This is a genomic window from Pseudooctadecabacter jejudonensis (assembly GCF_900172275.1).
Taxonomy (GTDB): domain Bacteria; phylum Pseudomonadota; class Alphaproteobacteria; order Rhodobacterales; family Rhodobacteraceae; genus Octadecabacter; species Octadecabacter jejudonensis.
On record NZ_FWFT01000003.1, the window covers coordinates 63,598 to 86,150 of the forward strand.

21 protein-coding genes are annotated in these 22,553 nt (G+C 59.4%); 11 read left to right on the plus strand and 10 right to left on the minus strand.

Annotated features, from left to right (window positions below; all coding sequences use genetic code 11):
* Window positions 1–57: 57 nt before the first annotated feature.
* Window positions 58–516 carry a GatB/YqeY domain-containing protein gene (locus PSJ8397_RS09480; RefSeq protein ID WP_085864379.1) on the minus strand — a complete coding sequence of 153 codons (459 nt, stop codon included), beginning with the start codon at window positions 514–516 and terminating at the stop codon, window positions 58–60.
* 213 nt (window positions 517–729) lie between these two features.
* Between PSJ8397_RS09480 and carA the strand changes: the two genes are divergently transcribed.
* Window positions 730–1,902 carry a glutamine-hydrolyzing carbamoyl-phosphate synthase small subunit gene (carA, locus tag PSJ8397_RS09485; protein ID WP_085864380.1) on the plus strand — a complete coding sequence of 391 codons (1,173 nt, stop codon included), beginning with the start codon at window positions 730–732 and terminating at the stop codon, window positions 1,900–1,902.
* A 104-nt stretch (window positions 1,903–2,006) separates the two neighbouring features.
* Window positions 2,007–3,995, plus strand: coding sequence for a glycosyltransferase (locus PSJ8397_RS09490; protein ID WP_085864381.1), 1,989 nt, complete (start codon window positions 2,007–2,009; stop codon window positions 3,993–3,995).
* On the opposite strand, the gene PSJ8397_RS09495 is transcribed toward PSJ8397_RS09490, so the two are convergent.
* Window positions 3,949–4,602 (minus strand): GntR family transcriptional regulator, encoded by a 654-nt coding sequence (locus tag PSJ8397_RS09495; protein WP_085864382.1) that lies wholly within the window; start codon window positions 4,600–4,602, stop codon window positions 3,949–3,951. The two genes, PSJ8397_RS09490 and PSJ8397_RS09495, sit on opposite strands and share 47 nt — an antisense overlap.
* A 90-nt stretch (window positions 4,603–4,692) precedes the next feature.
* Here PSJ8397_RS09495 and PSJ8397_RS09500 point away from each other — a divergent pair, with 90 nt between their 5' ends.
* Window positions 4,693–5,337 (plus strand): pyrimidine 5'-nucleotidase, encoded by a 645-nt coding sequence (locus PSJ8397_RS09500; protein ID WP_085864383.1) that lies wholly within the window; start codon window positions 4,693–4,695, stop codon window positions 5,335–5,337.
* Between the two features lie 40 nt (window positions 5,338–5,377).
* Window positions 5,378–6,574, plus strand: a complete 1,197-nt coding sequence (locus PSJ8397_RS09505) for a UbiH/UbiF family hydroxylase (RefSeq protein WP_085864384.1) — start codon at window positions 5,378–5,380, stop codon at window positions 6,572–6,574.
* Here the strand turns inward: PSJ8397_RS09505 and PSJ8397_RS09510 are convergent.
* Together PSJ8397_RS09510 and PSJ8397_RS09515 are read right to left on the minus strand one after the other, a co-directional pair.
* Window positions 6,571–7,464 (minus strand): NAD-dependent epimerase/dehydratase family protein, encoded by an 894-nt coding sequence (locus PSJ8397_RS09510; protein WP_085864385.1) that lies wholly within the window; start codon window positions 7,462–7,464, stop codon window positions 6,571–6,573. The genes PSJ8397_RS09505 and PSJ8397_RS09510 overlap by 4 nt on opposite strands.
* Window positions 7,465–7,467: 3 nt before the next feature.
* Window positions 7,468–8,403, minus strand: a complete 936-nt coding sequence (locus PSJ8397_RS09515) for an isopenicillin N synthase family dioxygenase (RefSeq protein ID WP_085864386.1) — start codon at window positions 8,401–8,403, stop codon at window positions 7,468–7,470.
* A gap of 114 nt (window positions 8,404–8,517) precedes the next feature.
* On the opposite strand from PSJ8397_RS09515, the gene PSJ8397_RS09520 reads away from it, so the two are divergent.
* The 3 genes from PSJ8397_RS09520 (at window position 8,518) to PSJ8397_RS09530 (ending at window position 12,030) form a co-directional block, all read left to right on the plus strand.
* Complete coding sequence (locus tag PSJ8397_RS09520) at window positions 8,518–10,482, plus strand: DNA gyrase/topoisomerase IV subunit B (RefSeq protein ID WP_085864387.1); 1,965 nt, start codon at window positions 8,518–8,520, stop codon at window positions 10,480–10,482.
* Complete coding sequence (locus PSJ8397_RS09525; RefSeq protein ID WP_085864388.1) at window positions 10,475–11,164, plus strand: hypothetical protein; 690 nt, start codon at window positions 10,475–10,477, stop codon at window positions 11,162–11,164. The genes PSJ8397_RS09520 and PSJ8397_RS09525 overlap by 8 nt, the downstream gene beginning before the upstream one ends.
* Before the next feature lie 275 nt (window positions 11,165–11,439).
* Window positions 11,440–12,030, plus strand: coding sequence for a hypothetical protein (locus tag PSJ8397_RS09530; RefSeq protein WP_235000669.1), 591 nt, complete (start codon window positions 11,440–11,442; stop codon window positions 12,028–12,030).
* 18 nt (window positions 12,031–12,048) lie between these two features.
* Here PSJ8397_RS09530 and PSJ8397_RS09535 read toward each other — a convergent pair whose 3' ends face one another.
* From PSJ8397_RS09535 to proS, 6 genes are all read right to left on the minus strand, one after another.
* Entirely contained in the window at window positions 12,049–12,690 is a 642-nt protein-coding gene (locus PSJ8397_RS09535; protein WP_085864390.1) for a DUF3047 domain-containing protein, read from the minus strand.
* Window positions 12,691–12,773: 83 nt separating this feature from the next.
* Complete coding sequence (locus PSJ8397_RS09540; protein WP_085864391.1) at window positions 12,774–13,733, minus strand: Ldh family oxidoreductase; 960 nt, start codon at window positions 13,731–13,733, stop codon at window positions 12,774–12,776.
* Window positions 13,730–14,422 (minus strand): ABC transporter ATP-binding protein, encoded by a 693-nt coding sequence (locus PSJ8397_RS09545; RefSeq protein ID WP_085864859.1) that lies wholly within the window; start codon window positions 14,420–14,422, stop codon window positions 13,730–13,732. Before PSJ8397_RS09545 ends, PSJ8397_RS09540 begins: the two co-directional genes overlap by 4 nt.
* A 19-nt stretch (window positions 14,423–14,441) precedes the next feature.
* On the minus strand, window positions 14,442–15,773 hold the full coding sequence (locus PSJ8397_RS09550; RefSeq protein ID WP_085864392.1) for an ABC transporter permease: 1,332 nt from the start codon (window positions 15,771–15,773) through the stop codon (window positions 14,442–14,444).
* Between the two features lie 99 nt (window positions 15,774–15,872).
* Complete coding sequence (locus tag PSJ8397_RS09555) at window positions 15,873–16,259, minus strand: VOC family protein (RefSeq protein WP_085864393.1); 387 nt, start codon at window positions 16,257–16,259, stop codon at window positions 15,873–15,875.
* On the minus strand, window positions 16,252–17,604 hold the full coding sequence (gene proS / locus PSJ8397_RS09560; RefSeq protein ID WP_085864394.1) for a proline--tRNA ligase: 1,353 nt from the start codon (window positions 17,602–17,604) through the stop codon (window positions 16,252–16,254). The genes PSJ8397_RS09555 and proS overlap by 8 nt, the downstream gene beginning before the upstream one ends.
* Before the next feature lie 246 nt (window positions 17,605–17,850).
* On the opposite strand from proS, the gene PSJ8397_RS09565 reads away from it, so the two are divergent.
* From PSJ8397_RS09565 to PSJ8397_RS09580, 4 genes are all read left to right on the plus strand, one after another.
* Complete coding sequence (locus PSJ8397_RS09565; protein ID WP_085864395.1) at window positions 17,851–18,363, plus strand: fasciclin domain-containing protein; 513 nt, start codon at window positions 17,851–17,853, stop codon at window positions 18,361–18,363.
* Between the two features lie 170 nt (window positions 18,364–18,533).
* Window positions 18,534–19,661, plus strand: a complete 1,128-nt coding sequence (locus PSJ8397_RS09570; protein WP_085864396.1) for an AI-2E family transporter — start codon at window positions 18,534–18,536, stop codon at window positions 19,659–19,661.
* A gap of 1 nt (window position 19,662) precedes the next feature.
* The gene (locus PSJ8397_RS09575) at window positions 19,663–20,334 is read left to right on the plus strand and encodes an HdaA/DnaA family protein (RefSeq protein ID WP_085864397.1); all 672 of its coding nucleotides are present in this window, start codon (window positions 19,663–19,665) and stop codon (window positions 20,332–20,334) included.
* Window positions 20,335–20,373: 39 nt separating this feature from the next.
* The gene (locus tag PSJ8397_RS09580) at window positions 20,374–22,542 is read left to right on the plus strand and encodes an RNA degradosome polyphosphate kinase (protein WP_085864398.1); all 2,169 of its coding nucleotides are present in this window, start codon (window positions 20,374–20,376) and stop codon (window positions 22,540–22,542) included.
* Window positions 22,543–22,553 lie beyond the last annotated feature (11 nt).

The window sequence follows — 22,553 nt, forward strand, 5'->3', positions numbered from 1 at the left end:
CTCCCAGCGTGGCGCACGAACATTCAACACTTGGACGCAAGAAAGGTTCCCAAAAAATTAGCCCAACTTGGATTTAACCATTGGGCCCACTTTGCCGAAATCCATCTGACCGGTGTATTTTCCTTTCAGAACGCCCATGACCTTTCCCATATCGCGGATGCTGTCTGCGCCCACTTCTGCGATGGCGGCCTCAACAGCGCTGTCGACTTCGGCGTCCGACAACTGGCGGGGCAGGAAGTCTTCGATGACCTTAATTTCGTCCAGTTCTTTTTCGGCCAGTTCCAATCGCCCCCCTTCTTCGTAGACCTTGGCACTTTCCTGGCGCTGTTTGACCATCTTGCCCAAGATGCCCAACACGGCATCATTGCCCACACCGTCCTCGCGCCCTTCGGCGCGGGCCTCGATATCGCGGTCCTTGATCGCTGCGTTGATCAAACGCAAGGTCGACAACTTGTCAGCCTCTTTGGCCTTCATGGCCTCCTTGATGGCCTGAGTGACCCGAGCGCGCAATTCCATGTCTTTATCCCATCCGTGTGAGCGGTAACATCAGCGGACCCTAGACCAAAGCGGTCCAAAGAAACAAGGCCAGTCAGGGCCAAGACCGCCTAAGTTTACGGCAGGTCGTTTGCGCGCTTGACCACACAACACCCACCCCTTAGAACGCGGACAATTTGGCTGCATGACCTTTGCAAGGGCCCGCAGCCGGCGGCTTTCATCGGGGGATCTAAGATGGCGCAGACGGACACAGGGACAGCGAAACCAACGGCTTGTCTGGTGCTTGCAGATGGCACCGTGTTCTACGGCAAGGGGTTTGGCGCCACGGGCGATACCGTGGCTGAACTGTGCTTTAACACCGCCATGACCGGGTATCAGGAAATCATGACCGACCCCTCTTATGCAGGTCAGGTGGTCACATTTACCTTCCCCCACATCGGCAACACGGGCGTCACCCCCGAAGACGACGAAACCGCTGATCCCGTGGCGTCCGGCATGGTGGTCAAATGGGATCCGACCGACCCCAGCAACTGGCGCGCCACGGATGAGTTGACAGAGTGGCTGCAAAAGCGGGGCCGCATCGGTGTCGGCGGTATCGACACGCGCCGCCTGACCCGCGCGATCCGCCAGCAGGGCGCTCCCCATGTGACCCTTGCCCACGACCCGCAGGGCAATTTCGATATTGAGGCGATGGTCGCCAAGGCGCGTGATTTTGCGGGCCTCGAAGGGCTTGATCTGGCCAAAGACGTCACCTGCGCGCAATCCTATCGTTGGGATGAGATGCGATGGGCCTGGCCCGAGGGCTTCAAACGGCAAACCAACGCAGTCCACAAAGTGGTCGCCATTGACTATGGAGCCAAACGCAACATCCTGCGGTGCCTTGCGTCGGCGGGCTGTGATGTGACGGTGCTGCCCGCGACGGCCACGGCAGACGACGTGCTGGCGCTGAACCCTGACGGTGTCTTTTTGTCCAACGGTCCTGGTGATCCGGCGGCCACAGGCAAATATGCGGTGCCGATGATCAAGGATGTGCTGGCCAAAGATCTGCCCGTCTTCGGGATTTGCCTGGGCCACCAGATGTTGGCCCTCGCCTTGGGTGCAAAGACCATTAAGATGAATCACGGTCACCACGGGGCCAACCATCCGGTCAAGGATCAGGACACCGGCAAGGTTGAAATCACGTCGATGAACCACGGCTTCACCGTTGACACACAGACCCTGCCGGACGGCGTGCGTGAAACGCATACGTCGCTTTTCGACGGGTCAAACTGTGGCATCGCCGTGGACGGAAAGCCCGTGTTTTCCGTCCAATACCACCCAGAAGCGTCGCCCGGGCCGATGGACAGCTATTACCTGTTTGAACGGTTTGCAGCCGCCATGGCTGAGAGGTCCAAAACAACCGCCTGATCCCGCCTCCCTACGAATGGGACGGGCCAATCAGGGTCGCGATTAACGATCCTTTAACCCTTCCTAAGGCAATGTCGGCCTTGGGACAGCGGTAAGAGGTCGGGATGACGATTGCCTCAAACATCCGTCGCAGGCAGGCGACGGATCAGGATATGGATCAAACGCGCGCGTTTGTGGACCATGAAGACGTGGCCGATATCCTTGGCCCCGACGGGGTTGAGGCCGCAAAGCAAGCCGCCCGTCAGGACCGCACGCGCCGTGACGCCAAAGCATTGGCCGATGCGATCGACAACGTGCCGCCCCCTGCCAACGCAGACAAAGCCCGCCGGTTTCTGGGGGATCATCCCTATGACACCCTCGCTGTATCCGAGGCGCGACGTCTGGGCACCAGCATCATTGACCCCATCGCAGAGCCGCCAGACCCCCGTCTCGTCAACCGTTTCGGCGCGGAGGTGTGCCTCAAACACCGCGTGTTGCCGTGGCGCAATGTGTCCGGGCGTGTCACGGTCTTGGCCGCTTCTGCCGATCAATTCCTTAAGGTGCGCGATGCGCTGACCGTCCTGTTCGGGCCTGTGCATTTGGCCATCATTTCATCCGACGCCATGGATGTCGCCCTTGCGCGGCTGTGCCACAAAACCCTGATGCACAGCGCAGAACACCGCACCGACCCGAAGGATTCTTGCCGCAACTGGGACAGCGGAAAAGCGTTTCGATGGGGGGGCGCGATCGCCCTGACCATACTGGCCTGTCTGTTGATCTGGCCACAAGTCAGCTTCTTGGTGCTGTGTGGCTGGGCGGTTTTTACACTGGTCCTGAATACGATCCTAAAAGCTGTGTCAGCGGTGCTGCACGTTCTCGCGCCCGCCGCCGCCGCGCCTGCGCCGCCCCTTGCCGCAGAAGACCTGCCCGTTGTCAGCCTTCTGGTGCCGCTTTACCGCGAACGCGATATTGCCGGGGCTTTGGTGCGCAGGCTTTCACAGATCGACTATCCCACGGATAAACTGGACGTCTGTCTGGTGCTTGAGGTCGATGACGGCACCACACAAGACGCCGTTGCCGCCGCTGCACTGCCGTTTTGGATGCGCGCCATTCGCGTGCCCTTGGGGACCCTGCAAACCAAACCCCGCGCCCTCAACTACGCATTGAACTTTGCCCGCGGGTCGATCATCGGTGTCTATGATGCCGAGGACGCGCCCGACCCCGACCAGATCTATAAGGTCGTTCAGCGCTTCGCCGCGGCCTCTCCCAGTGTGGCGTGCTTGCAGGGACGGCTTGATTTCTACAACAGCCATTCCAACTGGCTCGCCCGGTGTTTTACAGTGGAATACGCCACATGGTTCCGCATTATCTTGCCCGGATTGGAACGGCTGCGCCTTGCGATCCCTTTGGGCGGCACCACGTTGTTTTTCCGCCGCGAAATCCTTGAGACCATTGGGGGGTGGGACGCCCACAACGTCACCGAAGATGCCGACCTTGGCATCAGACTGACGCGCCGCGGCTACCGGACGGAGATCATCGACAGCACCACCCAAGAGGAGGCCAATGCCCGCGCGTGGCCATGGGTCAAGCAACGCTCCCGCTGGCTCAAGGGCTATGCGATCACATATGGCGTCCACATGCGCGAACCCCTCAAACTCTGGCGCGATCTGGGCCCGTGGAAGTTCTTCGGCGTGCAACTGCTGTTCATGGGAACGATCAGCCAATTCCTCTTGGCGCCCCTTTTGTGGTCGTTCTGGTTGATGATGGTCGGCTTGCCGCATCCTCTCAGCGGTGTTCTCAGCCAAGAGGTCGCGCTGACCTTCGCGGGCATCTTTATCTTGTCCGAGGTCGTGAACATCACCGTGTCAGCCATCGCCGTCACATCCGCGCGCAAACGCGAATTGATCATCTGGGCTCCGACGTTGCACTTCTACTTCCCGTTGGCGGCCATCGCCGCCTACAAGGGCGTGATCGAACTGGCGACCAAACCGTTCTATTGGGACAAAACCAGCCACGGCATCTTTGCGCCGACGCAGGCGCCTACTCAAAAACGCGCAAAACGGGGGGCTATTCCCCCGCTTCAACCGCCTCAGCATCAAGTCGCAGCCGAATGATGAACGCCTGAGAGATGTGATCGCGCAGCGCCTTGTCTGCTGCGTCTCCATCGCCGGCTTCAATCGCTTGCACGATGCGCTCGTGCTCTTCCAAAGTATCCGCCGGCCGCCCCTGCACTGCAATCGACGTGGACGCCAAAAGCGCCATGGACCGGTGCACCAAATCCAACTGTTGCACCAAAAAACGGTTGTGGCTGGCCAGATGGATTTGCTTGTGAAACCGCCGGTTCGCGCGGCTCATGGCCTCTGGGTCGCCGATCAGACTGCGATCCGCCTCCAGCATATCACGCAGCACAGCCAGCTCCTCGGGTGTCGCATGACGTGCCGCCAGCCGTGCGGCCAGCCCTTCGAGGGATCCGCGCACCACATACAGCTCACTCAGCTGACTGTGATCCAGCGAGGCCACGATCAACGACCGTCCGTCCCGGGTCAGCAGGCTTTGGGTTTCCAGGCGCTGCAACGCCTCACGGATGGGTGTGCGGGACACCCCAAACCGGTCCGCCAATTCGCTTTCCACCAACCGGCTGCCCGGCTTGTAAATTCCTGTATCAATCGCATCGAGGATCATCTCATAGGCGTCTTTGACGGGGGGGCGTGCGTTTGTCATTGCGGTCTCCAATCAGCGCGACTGTACACAACGGTATCCAAATGTATCAACCCTCTCGATTTTCGGCGTTTGCCGTACTAAGCACGTCTTATGGTTAAAGCTTATTTTGAACATGTGGACGTGTGGGTGTTTGACCTGGATCACACCCTCTACCCGCCTGAAAGTGCGTTATTCTCTCAGATAGAGGAACTTATGCGCCACTACGTGGCCAAAACCCTTAGCGTCGATCTGGACGAGGCGGACCGCCTGCGCGATCACTATTGGCGGCTCTATGGTACGACCCTTGCGGGGCTGATGGCCGAACATCAGATCGATCCGGATCCGTTTTTGGATGCGGTCCACCGCATTGATTTTTCGGTCCTTAGGCCTGATCCAGCCCTTGCCACCGCGCTTCGTGCCTTGCCAGGGCGCAAGGTTGTCTACACCAACGGCACACGGCCCTATGCCAACGATGTTCTGACCGCCTTGGGACTGACGGGGTTATTCGATGCGGTTTACGGTGTCGAACACGCCAATTATCGCCCCAAACCCGAACAGGCCGCGTTTGAGGCCGTCTTCGCGCTTGATGACCTGCCCCCCGAACGCGGTGCGTTTTTTGAGGACAGCCCCCGAAACCTCACCGTGCCCCACGCGATGGGCATGCGCACGGTTCTGGTGGCACCCGAAGGCGAATACCACGATCACATCCACCACCACACCGACGATCTGGCGGCCTTCTTGTCGCAGCTGGTCTGATCCCCTTTCCGCCCCCGCCATCACGGCCTATTTGTACGATATGACCCAGACAGACATCTTCATCTCAGGCGGCGGCGTTGCGGGCCTGACAGCGGCGGCGGCCTTTGGCGCGGCGAGTTTTTCCATCACCATCGCGGACCCTGCCCCGCCCATCACCGACGACGCAACCGAAGGGGCGGACCTGCGCACCACCGCATTTTTGCAACCCGCCCGTGATTTTCTGGACGCCGCCGGCGTCTGGACGCGCCTTGCCCCGCACGCGACACCCCTGCAGGTGATGCGCATTGTTGACGCCGGGGGGGCGGATCCGACACCGCGCGTCACCCGTGATTTTGACGCCGCAGACATCGGTGATCTGCCCTTCGGCTGGAACCTTCCCAACTGGCTCATGCGGCGGGAGGTGTTGGCGCGACTTGACGCGCTACCAAACGTCACATTCCTGTCCGGCGTTGGCTTCAAATCCATGCTGACCCGCACCGCCCACGCCCGCGTCACCCTCACCGATGGCAACAAGATCACCGCGCGCCTTGTGATTGGCGCCGATGGGCGCGACAGCCCCGTGCGCCACGCGGCAGGGATCGGCGCGCGCACCACGCGTTACGGACAAAAGGCCGTGACCTTTGCGGTGACGCATGATGCGCCGCACGACAATGTCTCGACCGAGGTGCACCGCACCGGCGGGCCTTTCACCCTTGTTCCGCTGCCTGATCACAATGGCACTCCCTGCTCTGCCGTCGTCTGGATGGAAGACGGGGCCGAGGCGATGCGCCTTGCCGCCCTGCCAGAGGACGAATTCAACGCCGCAGCCACCGCCCGCAGTGCGGGGGTCAACGGCCCTTTGACGCTGGCCAGCCGCCGCATGGTCTGGCCCATCATCAGCCAAACCGCCGATCAACTGACCGCCGAGCGCACCGCGCTGGTGGCCGAGGCCGCCCACGTCATGCCGCCCATTGGCGCCCAAGGCTTGAACATGTCCCTGCGCGATCTGTCCACGCTGTTGGATCTTGCCACAGCCAGTCCCGACACCTTGGGCGATGCGGCCATGCTGGACGCTTATGTGCGCAAACGGGCACCCGACATAAAGCTGCGCACCACTGGAATTGATCTGTTGAACCGCGCCTCTCAGGCGGAAAACCCGTTGCTGCGCGATCTGCGCGCCAAAGGGGTCGAGGCGCTTTACGGCCTGACGCCCCTGCGCAAACAAATCATGCGGCTTGGGTTGGGCGCCAAAGGCTAGACCAGATCGCGCCATCCATGTTCCGGCGCAAAACCGACCATTTTCTTTGCCTTATCAATGGCATAAAACGTGGTGTGTCCGCCCAAATCGCCCTTGACTGGCACACCTGCATAAAACGTCTCCGCCACCTCAACCGACGGCATCCCGACAGAGCTGTCTTCATTGGCCACGTTGAACACCTCATACCCCAGACCATCCGTCGCCAGACAGCAATTGACCATCTGGCCCAGATCCCGCGCATCGATGTAGGCAAAGATATTGCGCCGTCGCAAGGCGGGGTCCGCCACGAACGCCGGGAAATTCTGCACATATTCATGGGGTTCGATCACATTGTTGATCCGCAACCCATAGATATCCATCGCCCGTCCCGCCTGCGCCGCACGCGCCTGAAACGACCGCGCGGTGGCCTCATTGCAGACCTTGGACATGGCGTAACTGTCATGGGGGACTGTCGGATGATCCTCATCGACCGGCACATACGCGGGCTTCACCTCACCTTGGGCGAAACACACGCCGTAGGTTGTCTCGGATGACGCGAAGATGACCTTCGGCACGCCAAGCTTGTACGCCGCCTCAATCACATTGTACGTGCTGGCAACATTGGCACGAAAACAGCTGCCATCATCCCCAATCATGACCCGCGGGACCGCCGCGAAATGCACGACCGCATCATAGGCGCGCGGCGCGTCCTCCATCTCATCGAAGTCCGCCCACTGGGTCATCGCCCCCATAACCTGCCCCGGGTCGGTCAAATCAATCAACAACTCCGGCGTGTCCGGCAAACCACATGGCACCTGATCAATATTGACCACCGTGTGCCCCGCCGCCTGCAATTCCTGAATGGCATATCGCCCGGCCTTGCCACTGCCGCCTGTAAAGAAAACCCGCATATCCTATGTCCCTGTGCTTTGAAATTTGCCCATCAAATAGGGCCCCGACAGCACCGGCGGATAGGTGTCTGACCCGTCCAGCGGTGCCACCTCAACCTCCCACCCCGGCTGATGAAAAAACGCCAACGATTTGCGCGCCGGTTGGTGCGGCTTGGCCACCACACGGTGCAGGGTGCTGACCCAAGCGTCCGATGTCCACCGCGCCATGAGATCGCCGATGTTGATGACAAACGTTCCCTCAGGTGCGGTCACATCGACCCAATCGCCGCCCTGTTGCACCTGCAATCCACCGCGGTCCGCCTGTGGCAATAGTATCGTCAACGTTCCGTAATCCGTGTGTGCGCCCGCGCGCTGCTGGTCTGCGTCGGCCACGGCGGCCGTGGCGGGATAGTGCAGCGCCCGCAGCGCCGAAATCGGATCTTTCACCGCGACGTTAAACCTGTCTTCCGGCAGGCCCAAGGCAGCCGCAAACGCCCGCATAATGCGCGCGGCCAGATCCTCCATCGCGGTGTAATAGGCCGCCCACGCGGGGCGAAACCCCTCCAGATTGGGGAATGGGGTCGGCTGATAGCAAAACGCCAGCGCATCCGCGTGAACCTGATCAGGCACCGCCAAAGGCCCCCCATTAAAACTCTCTTTCAGATCGGGGGGCGTCTCAACACCTTTGGACGCAGCCAGGGCCTCCTTCAGTGGGCCGATCCAACCATAAGGCGCGCCCGGATGCGGTGGGGCCACGCGGGCCTTTTGGTCCGCGGGCTGGGCGAAAAACGCATGTGCGGCCTGCCAAATGCCATCAATCACAGCTTCCGGGACGCCGTGGCCTTCCAAAATAAGGAACCCGCTGTCGCGACAGATCGCATCAAGATCCGCCGCAGCCTGCGCGCGGGCCGCGCCATGGGCCGCCTCAAACGCAGCTAAATCGAATGTTGCCAAAGCCATAGCCAGCCCCTTTCCGCAGCAAAGGATAGCGGTTATCCACAGCCGCGCAATGGGGCTTCATTCGTCCCCTGCCCCATGACATACTGTGCCAAACAAAAACAACAGGCGCACCCCATGTCAGACGATCTTCTCTCGGGCAAAACCAAATCCGCATCCGATTATGATGCCTCCTCCATCCAAGTGCTTGAGGATATGGAGCATGTGCGCCTGCGCCCCGGCATGTATATCGGCGGCAAGGACGACCGCGCGTTGCACCACATGGTGGCCGAAATCGTCGACAATTCCATGGACGAGGCCGTCGCAGGCCACGCCACATGGATTGAGGTCGAGCTGCATGAAAACGGCCACGTCACCGTGCGCGACAATGGCCGTGGCATCCCCACGGATCCGCACCCCAAGGACCCGTCAAAATCCGCGCTTGAGATCATTTTCTGCACCTTGAATGCGGGCGGCAAATTCTCGGGCGACAGCTACCAGACATCCGGCGGGTTGCATGGCGTGGGCTCATCCGTGGTGAACGCGCTGTCAGACCATTTGCGCGTCGAAGTGGCGCGCAACAAAGAACTGATGATGATGGAATTTTCGCGCGGCGTCCCGCAAGCGCCCTTGGCGAAGATTGGGGCGGCCCCCAACCGGCGTGGCACCTCTGTCACGTTCCATCCGGATGCCGAAATCTTCGGCTCGCTGAAACTTAAACCCGCGCGGCTGTTCAAGATGGCACGGTCCAAGGCCTATCTGTTCTCCGGCGTCGAGATCCGTTGGAAAACGGGCATCAACGACGGCGAAACCCCGACAGAGGCGACGTTCAAATTCCCCGGCGGTCTGGCCGATTACCTCTCTGAGACCCTTGAGGGGGCCACCACCTATTCCGAAAAACCTTTCGCTGGCACCGTCGATTTCACTGAGAAATTCCAGGTTCCGGGCAAGGTTGAATGGGCCATCAACTGGACGCCCACGCGCGACGGCTTCATCCAATCCTACTGTAACACCGTCCCCACGCCTGAAGGCGGCACCCATGAAGCGGGCTTTTGGGCCGCTGTCCTGAAAGGCATCAAGGCCTATGGCGAACGGGTGAACAACAAAAAAGCGGGCATGATCACCCGTGAAGACCTGACGACAGGTGCAGGCGCCTTGGTCTCCTGTTTTATCCGTGACCCCGAATTTGTAGGCCAGACGAAAGACCGGCTGGCCACAACGGACGCCCAACGTATGGTCAATCTGGCCGTGGCCGACCATTTCGACAACTGGCTGGCGGCGGACACGAAATCTGCGGGTGCGATCCTCGACTTTTTGGTGCTGCGCGCCGAAGAACGGATGCGCCGCAAGCAAGAAAAAGAAACCGCCCGCAAAACGGCGACCAAAAAGCTGCGCTTGCCGGGCAAGCTGGTCGATTGTTCGGCCACGTCACGGGACGGAACCGAGCTGTTTATTGTCGAAGGCGACAGCGCCGGAGGCTCCGCCAAAATGGCGCGTGACCGCAAAACGCAGGCCTTGTTGCCACTGCGGGGCAAAATTCTGAACGTGCTGGGGGCGGCCTCCTCTAAATTGGGATCCAATGCGGAAATCAACGACCTGACGCAGGCGTTGGGCGTGGGCTTGGGCGCGAAATTCAACGTAGATGACCTGCGTTACGACAAGGTCATCATCATGACCGACGCCGACGTGGACGGCGCCCACATCGCGGCCCTGCTGATGACATTCTTCTTCAGCCAGATGCGCCCGATGATCGACGCAGGCCACCTTTATCTGGCCTGCCCGCCCCTGTTCCGCGTCACCCAAGGCGCGCGCCGGGTCTATTGTCTTGATGAAGCCGAAAAGAACGAGGCACTGGCCAAAGGTCTGGGCGGAAACGGCAAAATGGACGTCAGCCGTTTCAAGGGCTTGGGGGAGATGGACGCCAAGGACCTCAAAGAAACCACCATGGACCCCGCGTCCCGCAAACTCATCCGCGTCAGCATCGACGAAGATGAACCCGGAGAGACCGGCGATTTGGTGGAACGCCTGATGGGCAAGAAACCTGAAATGCGGTTCCAGTATATTCAGGAAAATGCGCGGTTCGTTGAGGAGTTGGATGTTTAGGAATTGGGGTTACGGCCATTGGGGTTTGCTTGCCTCTTGTTGCTATGTAGCTGTTGTTTCGTCGATTGTTTCTTGGAGATGGGAGGCATTCAAGCTCCTCGAGCCAAATGCTTGGGGGGACTTCCTAGCCGGGGCTTTTGGGCCGCTTGCATTGGCATGGGTCGTTCTCGGATTTTTCCAGCAAGGTCGGGAACTCAAAAACAGTGTTGAAACGCTGAAACTGCAAGCTGAAGAATTGGCGAACTCGGTGAAGCAGCAGCAAGAACTCGTCGCCGTTTCTAGAGAAGCAATCGCATTCGAAATCGACAAGTATAACAGTGAGAATGAAAAAAGCTCTCAGTCTATGATCCCTTCTCTAGAGATAAAGATTGTGGGCACCGGGAATTCTTTAGCGATTGGGGGTACTCCTGAAATTGTAAATAGTGGAGGGGATGCATACGATCTTGAAATCAATGGTTATTCGAAACAGGGGAGCGTTGGTGTCTTCCGAAATGGAATTTCTGTCCTTAGAAGCGGAGAAACCAAACGGGCCGACTCGATTTTGGAATTCAATTCAAATGGCCTAGTCGATTTCACTGTATTTTGCCGCGATCGATCTGGCACGCAACATTGCTTTAGCAGGAAACTTACAGCTTTAAATATTGGACAACAATTGCGCCTCCAAAGAACTGATAGCTCTTAACTTTCTTGAGCTCTAACGCCCGCCCCGTAGGGGCAGTTCGGACGCTGCTCAATCTTTGATTTGCCAAGGTCGGCCCAGACCAAACCGCACGTCCTTGCCACATTCCCTGCCATACGCGAGCCATACGTTTGCCATACGCAAACCATACGCCGCTCTTTCCCTTTTCGGTCCGGCGTCATACCCTCCAAACCATGCGCCTTCTCCTCCTCTTTCTTCTCCTTGCAGGTTGCTCCCGTGGACTGACTGACAGTGAACGCCTGTTGAGCGGGCAGATCATGGGAGATACCCTCAACACCGCCGAAATTCGCCTGCTTGAGGTGCCCATCGGCAACGTCACCCGCACCTACGCCGCCCGCCCCCAAACCACCTGCCGTGAGAAAATCGCGCCGCCGCCCAGTGGCCCGACCATTCAGACCCGCACGGCGGGTGCCGTCGCGTGGACCCATGTGCTGACCAACCCAGACTGGACGATTCCCGACTACGCCGACGGCTATCCGGAGCGGATCAATCTGGTCGCGGCGATGTTCTTTGCCCATGAAATGGTACATGTCTGGCAATGGCAAAACCGCGATGTGACGGGCTATTCACCACTCAAAGGGCTGGCAGAACACCGCCCTGGTGTGGACCCCTACCTCTTTGATCCTGCGGCACATATCCGTTTCCTCGATATGGGGTATGAACAACAGGCCGCGCTGGTGGAGGAGTTTATCTGCTGCCGCACCTTGGCACCTGAGGGCGCACGGACCGAAAGGCTTTACGATGTCCTTTCCGCTGTGATGCCGGTGCAGCATCCAACGCAAACGCCAAGGCCTGCTGAGGTCCTTGGCGTCTATGAGAATGCAAATGTGGGTGGCATCTGCGACTGATCGCAGACACCATCAGAGTCAGCGCACGGCGAGGTTGCTGACCTGCGCGCGAATGCTGGATCCGGTATCGTCGCTGTCCGCAGACACGGCGATCCCAACCAGTGCACCAGGCTGACCCCCAAAGGCAGAGGCGAAATCGGACGCCAGATTGACGCTTTCAGAATGGTTGCCCGTGCCCGCCGACCGCAGGATCACATTGGCCCCTTGGCCCGGCGCGTAAGGCGATTGCTGGATCGATCCGCGCGAATGGTTCCCGCCCCAAACATACTGCAAAATCCGAACGTTCGGGTTGCCGTTCAGCTGTCGGATGTTGGCGCCTTCCATGTTGGCGGCGTCGGCCTCTGGCAGGAAGACAAAGTAGACGGAAATGTTGCGATCGTCCCCGCCTTTGCGGCGCAGATCTGTGGCGGGCACCGACTGGCTGACGCCCCAAGACCAAGACGCAGCCGTCGCGCCCCAATCGGACCGGCTCGTGCGTGTCCACGCAAGCGACACAGCCCCATCGGACGCGATGGACATCGAATTGCCGTTGAAGCTGTAGTCGTTGGAATTGAAAATCTGCAGCCGCTGTTCGGACCAGTTTCCCCCAAAGGAAATGGGGCCAGACACAGCGGTAGAGGCCACAACGGCCAACGGCAAAGCAAGGGAGAGGATACGCATGAAGAAACCTTTCATTCAGATGGGTGCAACTTGTCCAAAGCCACGTGACACCTCAATCAAAGGTTTCAGATTTCACAAGAATGTTAAGACTTCGTCAGGGTGCAGCAGGCCGCCCACAGGGCATCTGGCACATCAATCTCGCCCAAAGGCTGGCGGTTTTGGCCCGGTATGCGCGCGCCCTCTTGTGCGGCCACGGCCTCTGCCACGCGGGTCAAACGGGCTGCGAAATCGGCGCTGGGTTCCATCAAAATATAGAACTGGCCCAGATCGTGCGGCTTTCCATCGGGCAATTTCAATCCGCTGACGTCCAATGAGTTGACAGAGCCCGTCATACCCGCGGCCAGAACCTCGGCCATCAGGCCGAACCCCCAGCCCTTGTACCCGCCCGCCGAGACCAAAGCACCTTTCAACGCGGCCTCTGGGTCTGTGGTGGGGGCGCCGTTCGCCTCGACCGCCCAGCCGAGGGGGATGTCTTCACCGGCGGCTTTGGCCATCGTAATCTTGCCCAGCGCCACAGCGGAGGTCGAAAAATCCCAGTGCATGCCCCCATCCGGCACGGACATGGCGATGGGGTTGGTGCCGATGACAGCGCTGTTGCCACCGGGCGGGGCAACCACGGGGGACGCGTTGGTGAACCCGATGCCGACAAGCCCTGCCTGCGCGATCTGTTCGGTAAAAAAGCCAAGCGATGTGCAGGTGTGCGCATGCGCCACCGCAAGGGTCGCGACACCGTTTTCTTTTGCCGCTTCAATGGCTTGCGGCAGTCCACGACTGAACGCAGGTTGCGCAAAGCCAAAGCGCGCGTCGGCGATGACAGTGCCCGGTTTGGGGCGTGTCACGACCGGGTCTACCTGCCCATCCACACGGCCAGACGCCAGTTGCGTGCAATAGCTTTCCAGATAATACAGCCCGCAGATGACGTTGCCGAAGGCCTCGGCGCGCGCCACTGCGCGGGCCACCTCCCCCGCCTGCCAATCCGCCGCGCCATGGGCGATCATGGCACGTTTCGCGATATCCTCGATCTCTGAGACAAAGACTTTCATTCGGTCATTCCTTCGCTAAGGCGGCCCTGATCCAGCCGCACGGCGCGGTCCATCCGCGCGGCCAATTCAAGATTATGGGTGGCAATCAGGGCCGACAGACCCGAGGCGCGGACAAGGTCCATCAGCGCCCCGAACACGCGGTCCGATGTGGCGGGATCAAGGTTGCCCGTGGGCTCATCCGCCAGCAGCAATTTGGGGCGGTTGGCCTGTGCACGGCAGAATGCGACCCGCTGTTGTTCGCCGCCCGACAGGGCCGCGGGGCGGTGGCTCGCGCGGTCCGCCACACCAACGCGGGCCAGCAGATCCATCCCGTGCGCTTCAGCGTCAGACTGGGCAATGCCATTTGCCAGCTGCGGCAACACAATGTTTTCCAGCGCCGAAAACTCGGGCAGCAAATGGTGGAACTGATAGATAAAGCCCACATCGTTGCGCCGTGCGGCGGTGCGTTTGCGATCGCCTAGGTTTGTAAAATCCTCGCCCCCGATCGACACCGTTCCAGTATCGGGCGTGTCGAGAAGGCCCGCAATGTGCAGCAATGTGGATTTACCCGCGCCCGAGGGCGCGACCAAAGCCACAACCTCGCCCTGACCGACCTGCAAAGACACATCATGCAAGACCTTCACTTCGTTCGGCTTTCCAACGTTGTAGGCCTTGGCAATTTTGTCGAGTTTCAGGGTCACATCATTCATTTCGGCCCCAGGGGATGCTTTATTCATAACGCAGCGCCTCAACTGGGTTCATCCGCGCGGCACGACGGGCGGGGAAGATCGTGATGATCCACGACAAAGACAACGACAGGCCGATGGCCAGCAACACATCCTCAAGCTCCAATTTCGACGGGATGTCATAGATGCCCCGAATGGAGGGATCCCAAACACCGCCCCCCGCGATATAATTCACAGCCGCAAAAATCGTGTCGATGTAGATGGCAAAAAGACAGCCCAGGATCACTCCAAAGATCGTGCCAACCGTGCCCAGCCCTGCACCGCAAATGAAGAAAATCCGCATGACCGACCCTTCAGACAGGCCCATGGTGCGCAGGATGCCGATATCACTGCCCTTGTTTTTCACCAGCATGATCAGACCACTGATGATGTTCATGGATGCAATCAGCACCAGAATAGCCATGATGATGAACATCACATTGTCTTCGACCGTCAGGGCACGCAGATAGGCGCCTTCGTTGTCTTTCCACGAATACAGGAAACTTTCCGGGCCAAGGGTGCGGTAGATCGGTGTAATCCACTCCTCAACACGGTCGGGGTCTTCGACGTAGATCTCAATCTCGTCATGGACGCCATCGCGGCTGAAAAATGATTGTGCGTCCTCAAGCGGCAGATAAATACGACTGATATCAGTGATATAGCGTCCAGTTTGAAAGACATAGACCACATCAAACGTCTGGCGACGGGGGGATCTGCCGCCTGCCGTCTGCACGCCAGTCGCTGACAGCAGGCTGACACGGTCGCCCACCTGCGCGCCCAGATTGCGTGCCACACCAGAGCCCAGCGCGATCCCGCCACCCGCCTCTCGCACGCCGAAATCGTCCAACGATCCTTGGCTGCTTTGCGGGCTACGGACCAGCGGCACGTCCATCAAATCGGCCGTAGAAATGCCGTAGACCTGCACAAAGGACGACCGATCCGCGACAGTGGCCAGCCCTTCGCCGCGCACGATAGGGGCGGCACGGGTCACACCATCGATGCTGCGCAAATCCGCCGCGAGGGCATCAGCGTCCTGAAGCGTGTCAACGCGGCGTGTGACGTCGACAGATTGATCGCCTTGCGTCACCGTCACCGTTTCCATGTAGTTCTGACGCAAGGTCAGATGGGCGTTGGCCCCGACAATTGTATCGACAAAATCCGCCCTGAACCCAGACCGCACCGCCAGCACGGCGATCAACGCGAACACAGCCAGCGTCACGCCGACCAGCGAAATCCATGTCATCACACTGACGCCACCGGTCTCACGTTTGGCGCGAATATAGCGCCATGCGATCATCCATTCGAATTTTGAAAAGGGCGCTGTTTTGCCAGCCATACTGCAATGCCTCTTGTGGTGTGGCGTAGCTAACGGGGCAAGGGCCGCAACGTCAATGGGGGGCGCTTGTCGCAGCGGTGTCTGGCCGAACGGGCCGCATCACGCCGGGGATGCGATCCACCAGATGTTGCCGCACGGATCGGTTACGCCCGCCATGCGTTCCCCGTGGGGCCGGGTGTTGGGTGCCATCGACACTTTGGCGCCAGCATTGACCGCACGGGCAAGTGTGGCCTCTACGTTCGCGACCCGCAGATGCATCTGCGATACGTTGGCCGGATAAGCCTCGTTCGCGGTGTTCACCATGATCAAAGACGTGCCAATCCGTGCGCGGGCATGCGGCACACGGCCGTCTGCATAGCGATCGTCTTTGACCATCTGGGCGTCAAACACCGTTTGGATAAACCCCAAAAACAGGTCCGCGTCCTCGACCGTGAAATACGGTGTCACAGGAGAGCCAAGGGCTGCGTCGCCCTCGCGGTCAGCCATGACCGATATCGTGAGCCTTATAAATCTCAACCAATCGCGCAACCGCGGCCTCTGGCGCCATTTCTTCGCTTTCACCGGTTTTACGAGAGGTCAGTTCAACCACACCGTTCTTCAATCCGCGCGGCCCCACGGTGATCCGCCATGGCAGGCCAATCATATCCATCGTGGCGAATTTGCCGCCCGCACGTTCATCGCGGTCATCATAAAGCGGCTCAAGCCCCGCATTGGTCAGTTGTGCATAGAGCGCCTCACAGGCCGCATCGGCCTCAGCATCGCCCTGTTTCAGGTTCACAATGCCCGCGTGATAAGGCGTCACGCCCTCAGGCCAGATGATGCCATTGTCGTCGTGGCTGGCCTCAATGATGGCACCCAGCAAACGTGACACGCCAATCCCGTGGGACCCCATATGAACAGGCACGGGCTTGCCATCGGGCCCCTGGACAGTGGCGCCCATGGCCTCGGAATATTTGGTGCCGAAATAGAAGATCTGGCCCACTTCGATGCCACGGGCGACCTTGCGACGCTCCTCAGGCACCTCATTGAAAAGGGCCTCGTCGTGGGTCTCATCCGTGCGGGCGTATTTGGTTGTAAACTCTTCCATCACGGCGGCACATTGATCGACGTTGTCATAATCAATATCGCGGTCGCCAAAGGTCAGATCGGTAACGGCTGAATCGTAGAACACCTCTGATTCACCAGTCTCTGCCAGCACCAGAAATTCATGCGTGTCATCGCCACCGATGGGGCCTGAATCCGCGCGCATCGGAATGGCCTGCAGCCCCATACGTTCATAGGTGCGCAGATAGCTCACGAGGTGACGATTGTAGGCGTGCAGCGCGTCTTCCTTCGTCAGATCGAAGTTGTAGCCGTCCTTCATATAAAATTCGCGGCCCCGCATCACCCCGAACCGAGGACGGCGTTCATCGCGGAATTTCCACTGGATCTGATAGAGCGTCAGGGGAAGGGATTTGTAACTGCTCACATGGCTGCGGAAGATATCTGTCACCAGTTCTTCTGCCGTCGGGGTGAACAACATCTCATGGTCGTGGCGGTCAGTGATCCGCAAAAGTTCGTCGCCGTAGGCGTCATAGCGTCCGCTTTCGCGCCACAGATCCGCCGACTGGATCGTCGGCATCTGGATGGCGATGTGCCCTGCTTTGGCCTGCTCTTCGTGCACGATGTCTTCAATGCGCCGCAGGACTTTGAACCCCAAAGGCAGCCAGGAATAGATGCCCGCACTGGCCTGTTTGATCATCCCGGCCTGCAGCATGTAGCGGTGGCTGACGATCTGGGCGTCGCGGGGGCTTTCTTTGAGAACGGGTAGGAAATAACGGCTCAGGCGCATGGGGGACTCTTTATCTGTCTGGTTGGCGAAGATGTATCAGACCCCCACCCAAGGGCAAGCGCGCATGCGACGGGCACAAACGCGGCCCTTTATTTTACTGCGCGCACGTGCACGCCCGCGCATTCGTTGGTTTTAATCTTTTGGATCAAACATTTCGCATGATCACAGGGTCGTGATCAAAGTGACCCAACCGTGAACAGGCTGCGTAACCCTAATCACAACACAAACAAAATTGGGATACTACAGATGAAAACGCTTTCCACCTTTGCCGCTGCTGCCACGCTTGCCATTGCAGGCTCTGCTGCGTCCGCGCAATCCATCACTGAGATCGCAGCGGGCGATGAGCGGTTCACAACCCTGGTGGCTGCCGTCACCGCCGCTGGCCTCGCCGACACGCTTGCAGGCCCTGGTGAATTCACCGTCTACGCCCCTGTCAACGACGCCTTCGCAGCCCTGCCAGCGGGCACGGTTGAAACCCTCCTGCAGCCTGAGAACAAAGGCCAGCTGACCGACGTTCTGCTGTACCATGTGGACGACCGCATCCTGACAGCATCCGATTTCCCCCACGGGTCCAACTACTTCAAGCCGATCAATGACTCCGAGCGTCTGTGCATCACATCCGCCAACGGCGGCGTCACCATCGCAGACGGCACCGGTGAGACCGCAAACGTGATCATCGCCAACATCGAAGCCGACAACGGCATCATCCACGTGATCGACAAGGTCCTGCTGCCAGGCACGCGCCCCGCCTGCCACTAAGAGGTTCCCGAGGCCGGGTGACGTTGAACCAAACGCCAAAGTCACCCGCCCCTTCAGGCCCCGTACATCCGAACGGACGTGCGGGGCCTTTTGGTGTCTAAACCTTGCATCTGGGACGGGGCTGCGCCACTTAAGGGGGTATCTCTCGCAATCAAAAGACCCATTCTCTCATGGCCATCACACCACAAAAACAGCTTCAGTACTGGGGCATCGCGGCGATTGTGTTTGCGCTGGTCTTGTATGGCCTTGGCAATGTGCTGGCGCCCTACATTTTGGGCGGCGCGATTGCCTATTGTCTTGACCCGATCGCGGATCGGCTGGAGGCATGGGGCCTGAGCCGGATCATGGCCACGGTGGTCATCACCTTATCAGGCATCCTTCTGTTTCTATTGATCTTTTTGTTGGTCGTGCCCACACTGATTGGCCAGCTGGGGGAGTTGATCGCCCAAATCGGCCGCATCGTAGGGGATTTGCCCCAAACATGGGAACGCTTCAAAGACTGGGCGTCCGAGCGCATCCCCGGGGTCGAGCTTGAGGGGGCATTCCTGCAAGAACAACTGGCCAACCTTGGCGCAGCCATCCAGTCGCGCAGTGCGCAGGTGGTCAACGCATTGGTGTCTTCCGCCCAAGGGATCATGAACGTGATCGTTCTGGTGCTGATTGTGCCTGTTGTGACGTTTTATCTGCTGATGGACTGGGACCGCATGGTCGCCAACGTGGACGATATGCTTCCGCGTGAACATCAATCCACAATTCGCGATCTGGCCAGCCAGATCGACCGTACCTTGGCGTCCTTTATTCGCGGGCAAGGAACGGTGTGTTTGATCCTTGGCACCTATTACGGCGTGGCATTAATGCTGGCGGGGCTGAATTTTGGCCTGATCGTTGGCCTGATTGCCGGCCTGATTTCGTTCATTCCCTACGTCGGCGCTCTGGTCGGCGGGGCCTTGGCCTTCGGGCTGGCGCTGTTTCAATGGTGGGGCGGCACCGAAATGGTGGACGGCGAAACCGTGCAGACGGGCATCAACTGGCTGCGCATTGGCATTGTTGGCGCGATCTTTGCCTTCGGTCAATTTGTTGAGGGCAATTTCCTGACGCCAAACCTTGTTGGTTCCTCCGTTGGGCTGCACCCCGTCTGGCTGATCCTTGCACTGTCAGTCTTTGGATCCCTCTTTGGGTTTGTCGGCATGTTGATCGCGGTGCCTGTGGCCGCAATCATCGGTGTGCTGGCGCGCTTTGGCATCAACGAATACAAGAAAAGCCGCCTTTACCAAGGACCGGCTGAAGGCGACAGCTAACATGGCTGAGCAACTGGCGTTCGATTTGCCAGCCACCGTGCGGTTGGGGGCGGACGATTTCTTTGTCTCACCGGCCAATGAACAGGCCTTTGCGATGGTGCGGACGCCTGCCGCGTGGCCCGATGGAAAGCTCGCGCTTATTGGGCCCTCAGGGTCGGGCAAGACCCATTTGGCGGGTATCTTGGCGGCTGAGGCGGGGTTGGATGTCATCACGGCATCTGACATCGACCCCGCTGCCCCATTGCCCACACGCGGACTGATCGTTGAGGACGGCGAAGGATTGGCCCCCGTCGCAGAAGAATGGCTGTTTCACACCCACAACCACTTGCGCGCGCAAACCCTGCCGCTGCTTTTGACAGGACGCTCAGCGCCTGCGCGCTGGGACATCGCCTTGCCTGATTTGCGCAGTCGCTTGGTCGCAGCCACGACGGCCCGCATCGGCACACCGGATGATCCGTTGCTTATGGCTGTCTTGCTCAAACACTTTTCGGATCGCCAACTCATGCCAGCGCCCGACGTCATCGCCTATCTGCAACGTCACCTGCCACGATCGTTTGAGGCTATCCGCGCCACGGTTCGCACCCTTGACCGCGCCGCCCTCGAACAGGGCAAACCCCTCACACGGCCATTCGTGCGTGATGTTCTGGACTCTGTCGCCCCTGACACGCGATAGTGACATATTCCCGTAACACATCCCTGCAATAAGGCGCTGATGACACAGGCAGATTTCCTCAAGGCCGATTTCCCCGATCCCGTCACACTGGACGCGGATCTGTCTGGCCCCGCCCGCTATTTCAATCGCGAACTCAGCTGGCTGGGGTTCAACTGGCGCGTGTTGGAAGAGGCCGAGAACCCCCGCGTGCCGCTGTTGGAACGTCTGCGGTTCTTGTCGATCTCAGCCACGAACCTTGATGAATTCTACACCGTGCGCGTCGCGGGCCTGCGCGAATTGGTGCATGAGGGCAATGTCACCCCCTCGAACGACGGGCTGACACCTGCACAACAACTCAGCCTGATCAACGCGGACGCCCGCAACCTGCTGGCACGCCAGCAAAAGGTCTTCGTGACCCTAAGGGCGGAAATGGAAGACCAATCCATCACCATTCTCACCCGCGATGATCTGACCGACGAAGACCGCGTGTTTTTGAAAAACGTGTTTTTCAAACAGGTGTTTCCTGTGCTGAGCCCATTGGCGATTGATCCGGCACACCCGTTTCCGTTTCTGCCAAATGAAGGCTTCGCCCTCGCGCTGGAATTGGAACGTATCAACGACAAACGCGCCCTGCGGGCCTTGCTGCCCGTGCCGCAACAAATCGACCGCTATATTGCCGTCCCGTCTGGGGACGGCCACAGGTTCCTGCCGTTGGAAGACCTGCTTATGGACAATCTGGGCGGGCTGTTTCCAGGGTATAAGGTCAAAGGATCCTGCGCATTCCGTGTCCTGCGCGACAGCGATCTTGAGGTGGAGGACGAGGCCGAGGACCTCGTACGGGAGTTTGAAGTCGCCCTGAAACGTCGCCGCAGGGGGGAAGTCGTATCGATGCGCGTCTCAGGCGGGGCGCCTGCGGGCTTGCGCAAATTGATCATGGATGAGCTTCACGTGACCGAAGCCGAGGTCGTTGAAATCAATGGCGTCATCGGTCTGGCAGATCTGAAAGAGTTGGTGCTGGATGCGCGGCCCGATCTGCTGTGGCCCGCATTCGCCCCCCGCATTCCCGAACGCGTGCAGGACCACGATGGCGACCTGTTCGCCGCCATCCGCCGCAAGGACATGTTGCTGCACCACCCCTATGAGACCTTTGACATGGTCGTGCGCTTCTTGCGGCAGGCCGCCAACGACCCCAATGTGGTGGCCATCAAGCAAACGCTCTACCGGACCTCCAAACGCTCCCCCATTGTTGAGGCCCTGTGTGAAGCGGCCGAGGACGGCAAATCCGTCACTGCCTTGGTTGAACTGAAAGCGCGGTTTGATGAGGCTGCAAACATCCGCCAATCCCGCCGTCTGGAACGGGCTGGTGCGCACGTGGTTTATGGGTTTCTTGACCTCAAGACCCACGCCAAAATCTCAACCGTGGTGCGCCGCGAAGGGGATGAACTGGTCACCTACACGCACTATGGCACCGGCAACTATCACCCGATCACGGCCAAGATCTACACGGATCTGTCGTTCTTTACCTGCGATGCCGCACTTGGGCGGGATGCCACCAAGGTGTTCAACTACCTCAGCGGGTATGTGCAGCCCGAAAACCTCGAGAACCTGTCGATCTCTCCGCTGACCCTTAAATCCGAACTCATCAACATGATCGCCGCCGAGGCCGAGCACGCCCGCGCGGGCAAGCCTGCCGAAATCTGGGCCAAGATGAACAGTCTGGTTGAGGCCGACGTGATCGACGCCTTGTACGAGGCCAGCCAAGCGGGCGTGAAAATCAGCCTTGTGGTGCGCGGCATTTGCGGGCTGCGCCCAGGCATCAAAGGGCTGAGTGAAAACATCCGCGTCAAATCCATCGTGGGCAGGTTTCTTGAGCATTCGCGCATTGTTTGTTTTGGCAATGGCAAGGGTCTGCCCAGCAAAAAGGCACGCGTGTTCTTTTCCTCCGCCGACTGGATGGGCCGCAACCTCAACCGGCGGGTCGAGACCATGGTTGAGGTCACCAACAATACCGTCAAAGCGCAAATCGTCAGCCAGATCATGGCGGCAAATCTGGCCGATGTGGCACAAAGCTGGGTCATGGGGGCAGATGGGACGTTTGCCCGCGCGCAGGTCGAAGACGGCACCTTTGCGTTCAACTGCCACCGCTTTTTCATGGAAAACCCATCGTTGTCGGGGCGCGGATCGGCGGGGGCGTCCGATGTGCCCAAACTGACGCACACGGACGACTGACCGCGCATTGA

What these genes read in the sequence shown, in the direction of transcription:
- PSJ8397_RS09480 (WP_085864379.1), bottom strand. Translation starts at nt 516, where the DNA reads ATGGAATTGCGCGCTCGGGTCACTCAGGCCATCAAGGAGGCCATGAAG.
- carA (WP_085864380.1), top strand. Translation starts at nt 730, where the DNA reads ATGGCGCAGACGGACACAGGGACAGCGAAACCAACGGCTTGTCTGGTG.
- PSJ8397_RS09490 (WP_085864381.1), top strand. Translation starts at nt 2,007, where the DNA reads ATGACGATTGCCTCAAACATCCGTCGCAGGCAGGCGACGGATCAGGAT.
- PSJ8397_RS09495 (WP_085864382.1), bottom strand. Translation starts at nt 4,602, where the DNA reads ATGACAAACGCACGCCCCCCCGTCAAAGACGCCTATGAGATGATCCTC.
- PSJ8397_RS09500 (WP_085864383.1), top strand. Translation starts at nt 4,693, where the DNA reads ATGGTTAAAGCTTATTTTGAACATGTGGACGTGTGGGTGTTTGACCTG.
- PSJ8397_RS09505 (WP_085864384.1), top strand. Translation starts at nt 5,378, where the DNA reads ATGACCCAGACAGACATCTTCATCTCAGGCGGCGGCGTTGCGGGCCTG.
- PSJ8397_RS09510 (WP_085864385.1), bottom strand. Translation starts at nt 7,464, where the DNA reads ATGCGGGTTTTCTTTACAGGCGGCAGTGGCAAGGCCGGGCGATATGCC.
- PSJ8397_RS09515 (WP_085864386.1), bottom strand. Translation starts at nt 8,403, where the DNA reads ATGGCTTTGGCAACATTCGATTTAGCTGCGTTTGAGGCGGCCCATGGC.
- PSJ8397_RS09520 (WP_085864387.1), top strand. Translation starts at nt 8,518, where the DNA reads ATGTCAGACGATCTTCTCTCGGGCAAAACCAAATCCGCATCCGATTAT.
- PSJ8397_RS09525 (WP_085864388.1), top strand. Translation starts at nt 10,475, where the DNA reads ATGTTTAGGAATTGGGGTTACGGCCATTGGGGTTTGCTTGCCTCTTGT.
- PSJ8397_RS09530 (WP_235000669.1), top strand. Translation starts at nt 11,440, where the DNA reads ATGGGAGATACCCTCAACACCGCCGAAATTCGCCTGCTTGAGGTGCCC.
- PSJ8397_RS09535 (WP_085864390.1), bottom strand. Translation starts at nt 12,690, where the DNA reads ATGCGTATCCTCTCCCTTGCTTTGCCGTTGGCCGTTGTGGCCTCTACC.
- PSJ8397_RS09540 (WP_085864391.1), bottom strand. Translation starts at nt 13,733, where the DNA reads ATGAAAGTCTTTGTCTCAGAGATCGAGGATATCGCGAAACGTGCCATG.
- PSJ8397_RS09545 (WP_085864859.1), bottom strand. Translation starts at nt 14,422, where the DNA reads ATGAATGATGTGACCCTGAAACTCGACAAAATTGCCAAGGCCTACAAC.
- PSJ8397_RS09550 (WP_085864392.1), bottom strand. Translation starts at nt 15,773, where the DNA reads ATGGCTGGCAAAACAGCGCCCTTTTCAAAATTCGAATGGATGATCGCA.
- PSJ8397_RS09555 (WP_085864393.1), bottom strand. Translation starts at nt 16,259, where the DNA reads ATGGCTGACCGCGAGGGCGACGCAGCCCTTGGCTCTCCTGTGACACCG.
- proS (WP_085864394.1), bottom strand. Translation starts at nt 17,604, where the DNA reads ATGCGCCTGAGCCGTTATTTCCTACCCGTTCTCAAAGAAAGCCCCCGC.
- PSJ8397_RS09565 (WP_085864395.1), top strand. Translation starts at nt 17,851, where the DNA reads ATGAAAACGCTTTCCACCTTTGCCGCTGCTGCCACGCTTGCCATTGCA.
- PSJ8397_RS09570 (WP_085864396.1), top strand. Translation starts at nt 18,534, where the DNA reads ATGGCCATCACACCACAAAAACAGCTTCAGTACTGGGGCATCGCGGCG.
- PSJ8397_RS09575 (WP_085864397.1), top strand. Translation starts at nt 19,663, where the DNA reads ATGGCTGAGCAACTGGCGTTCGATTTGCCAGCCACCGTGCGGTTGGGG.
- PSJ8397_RS09580 (WP_085864398.1), top strand. Translation starts at nt 20,374, where the DNA reads ATGACACAGGCAGATTTCCTCAAGGCCGATTTCCCCGATCCCGTCACA.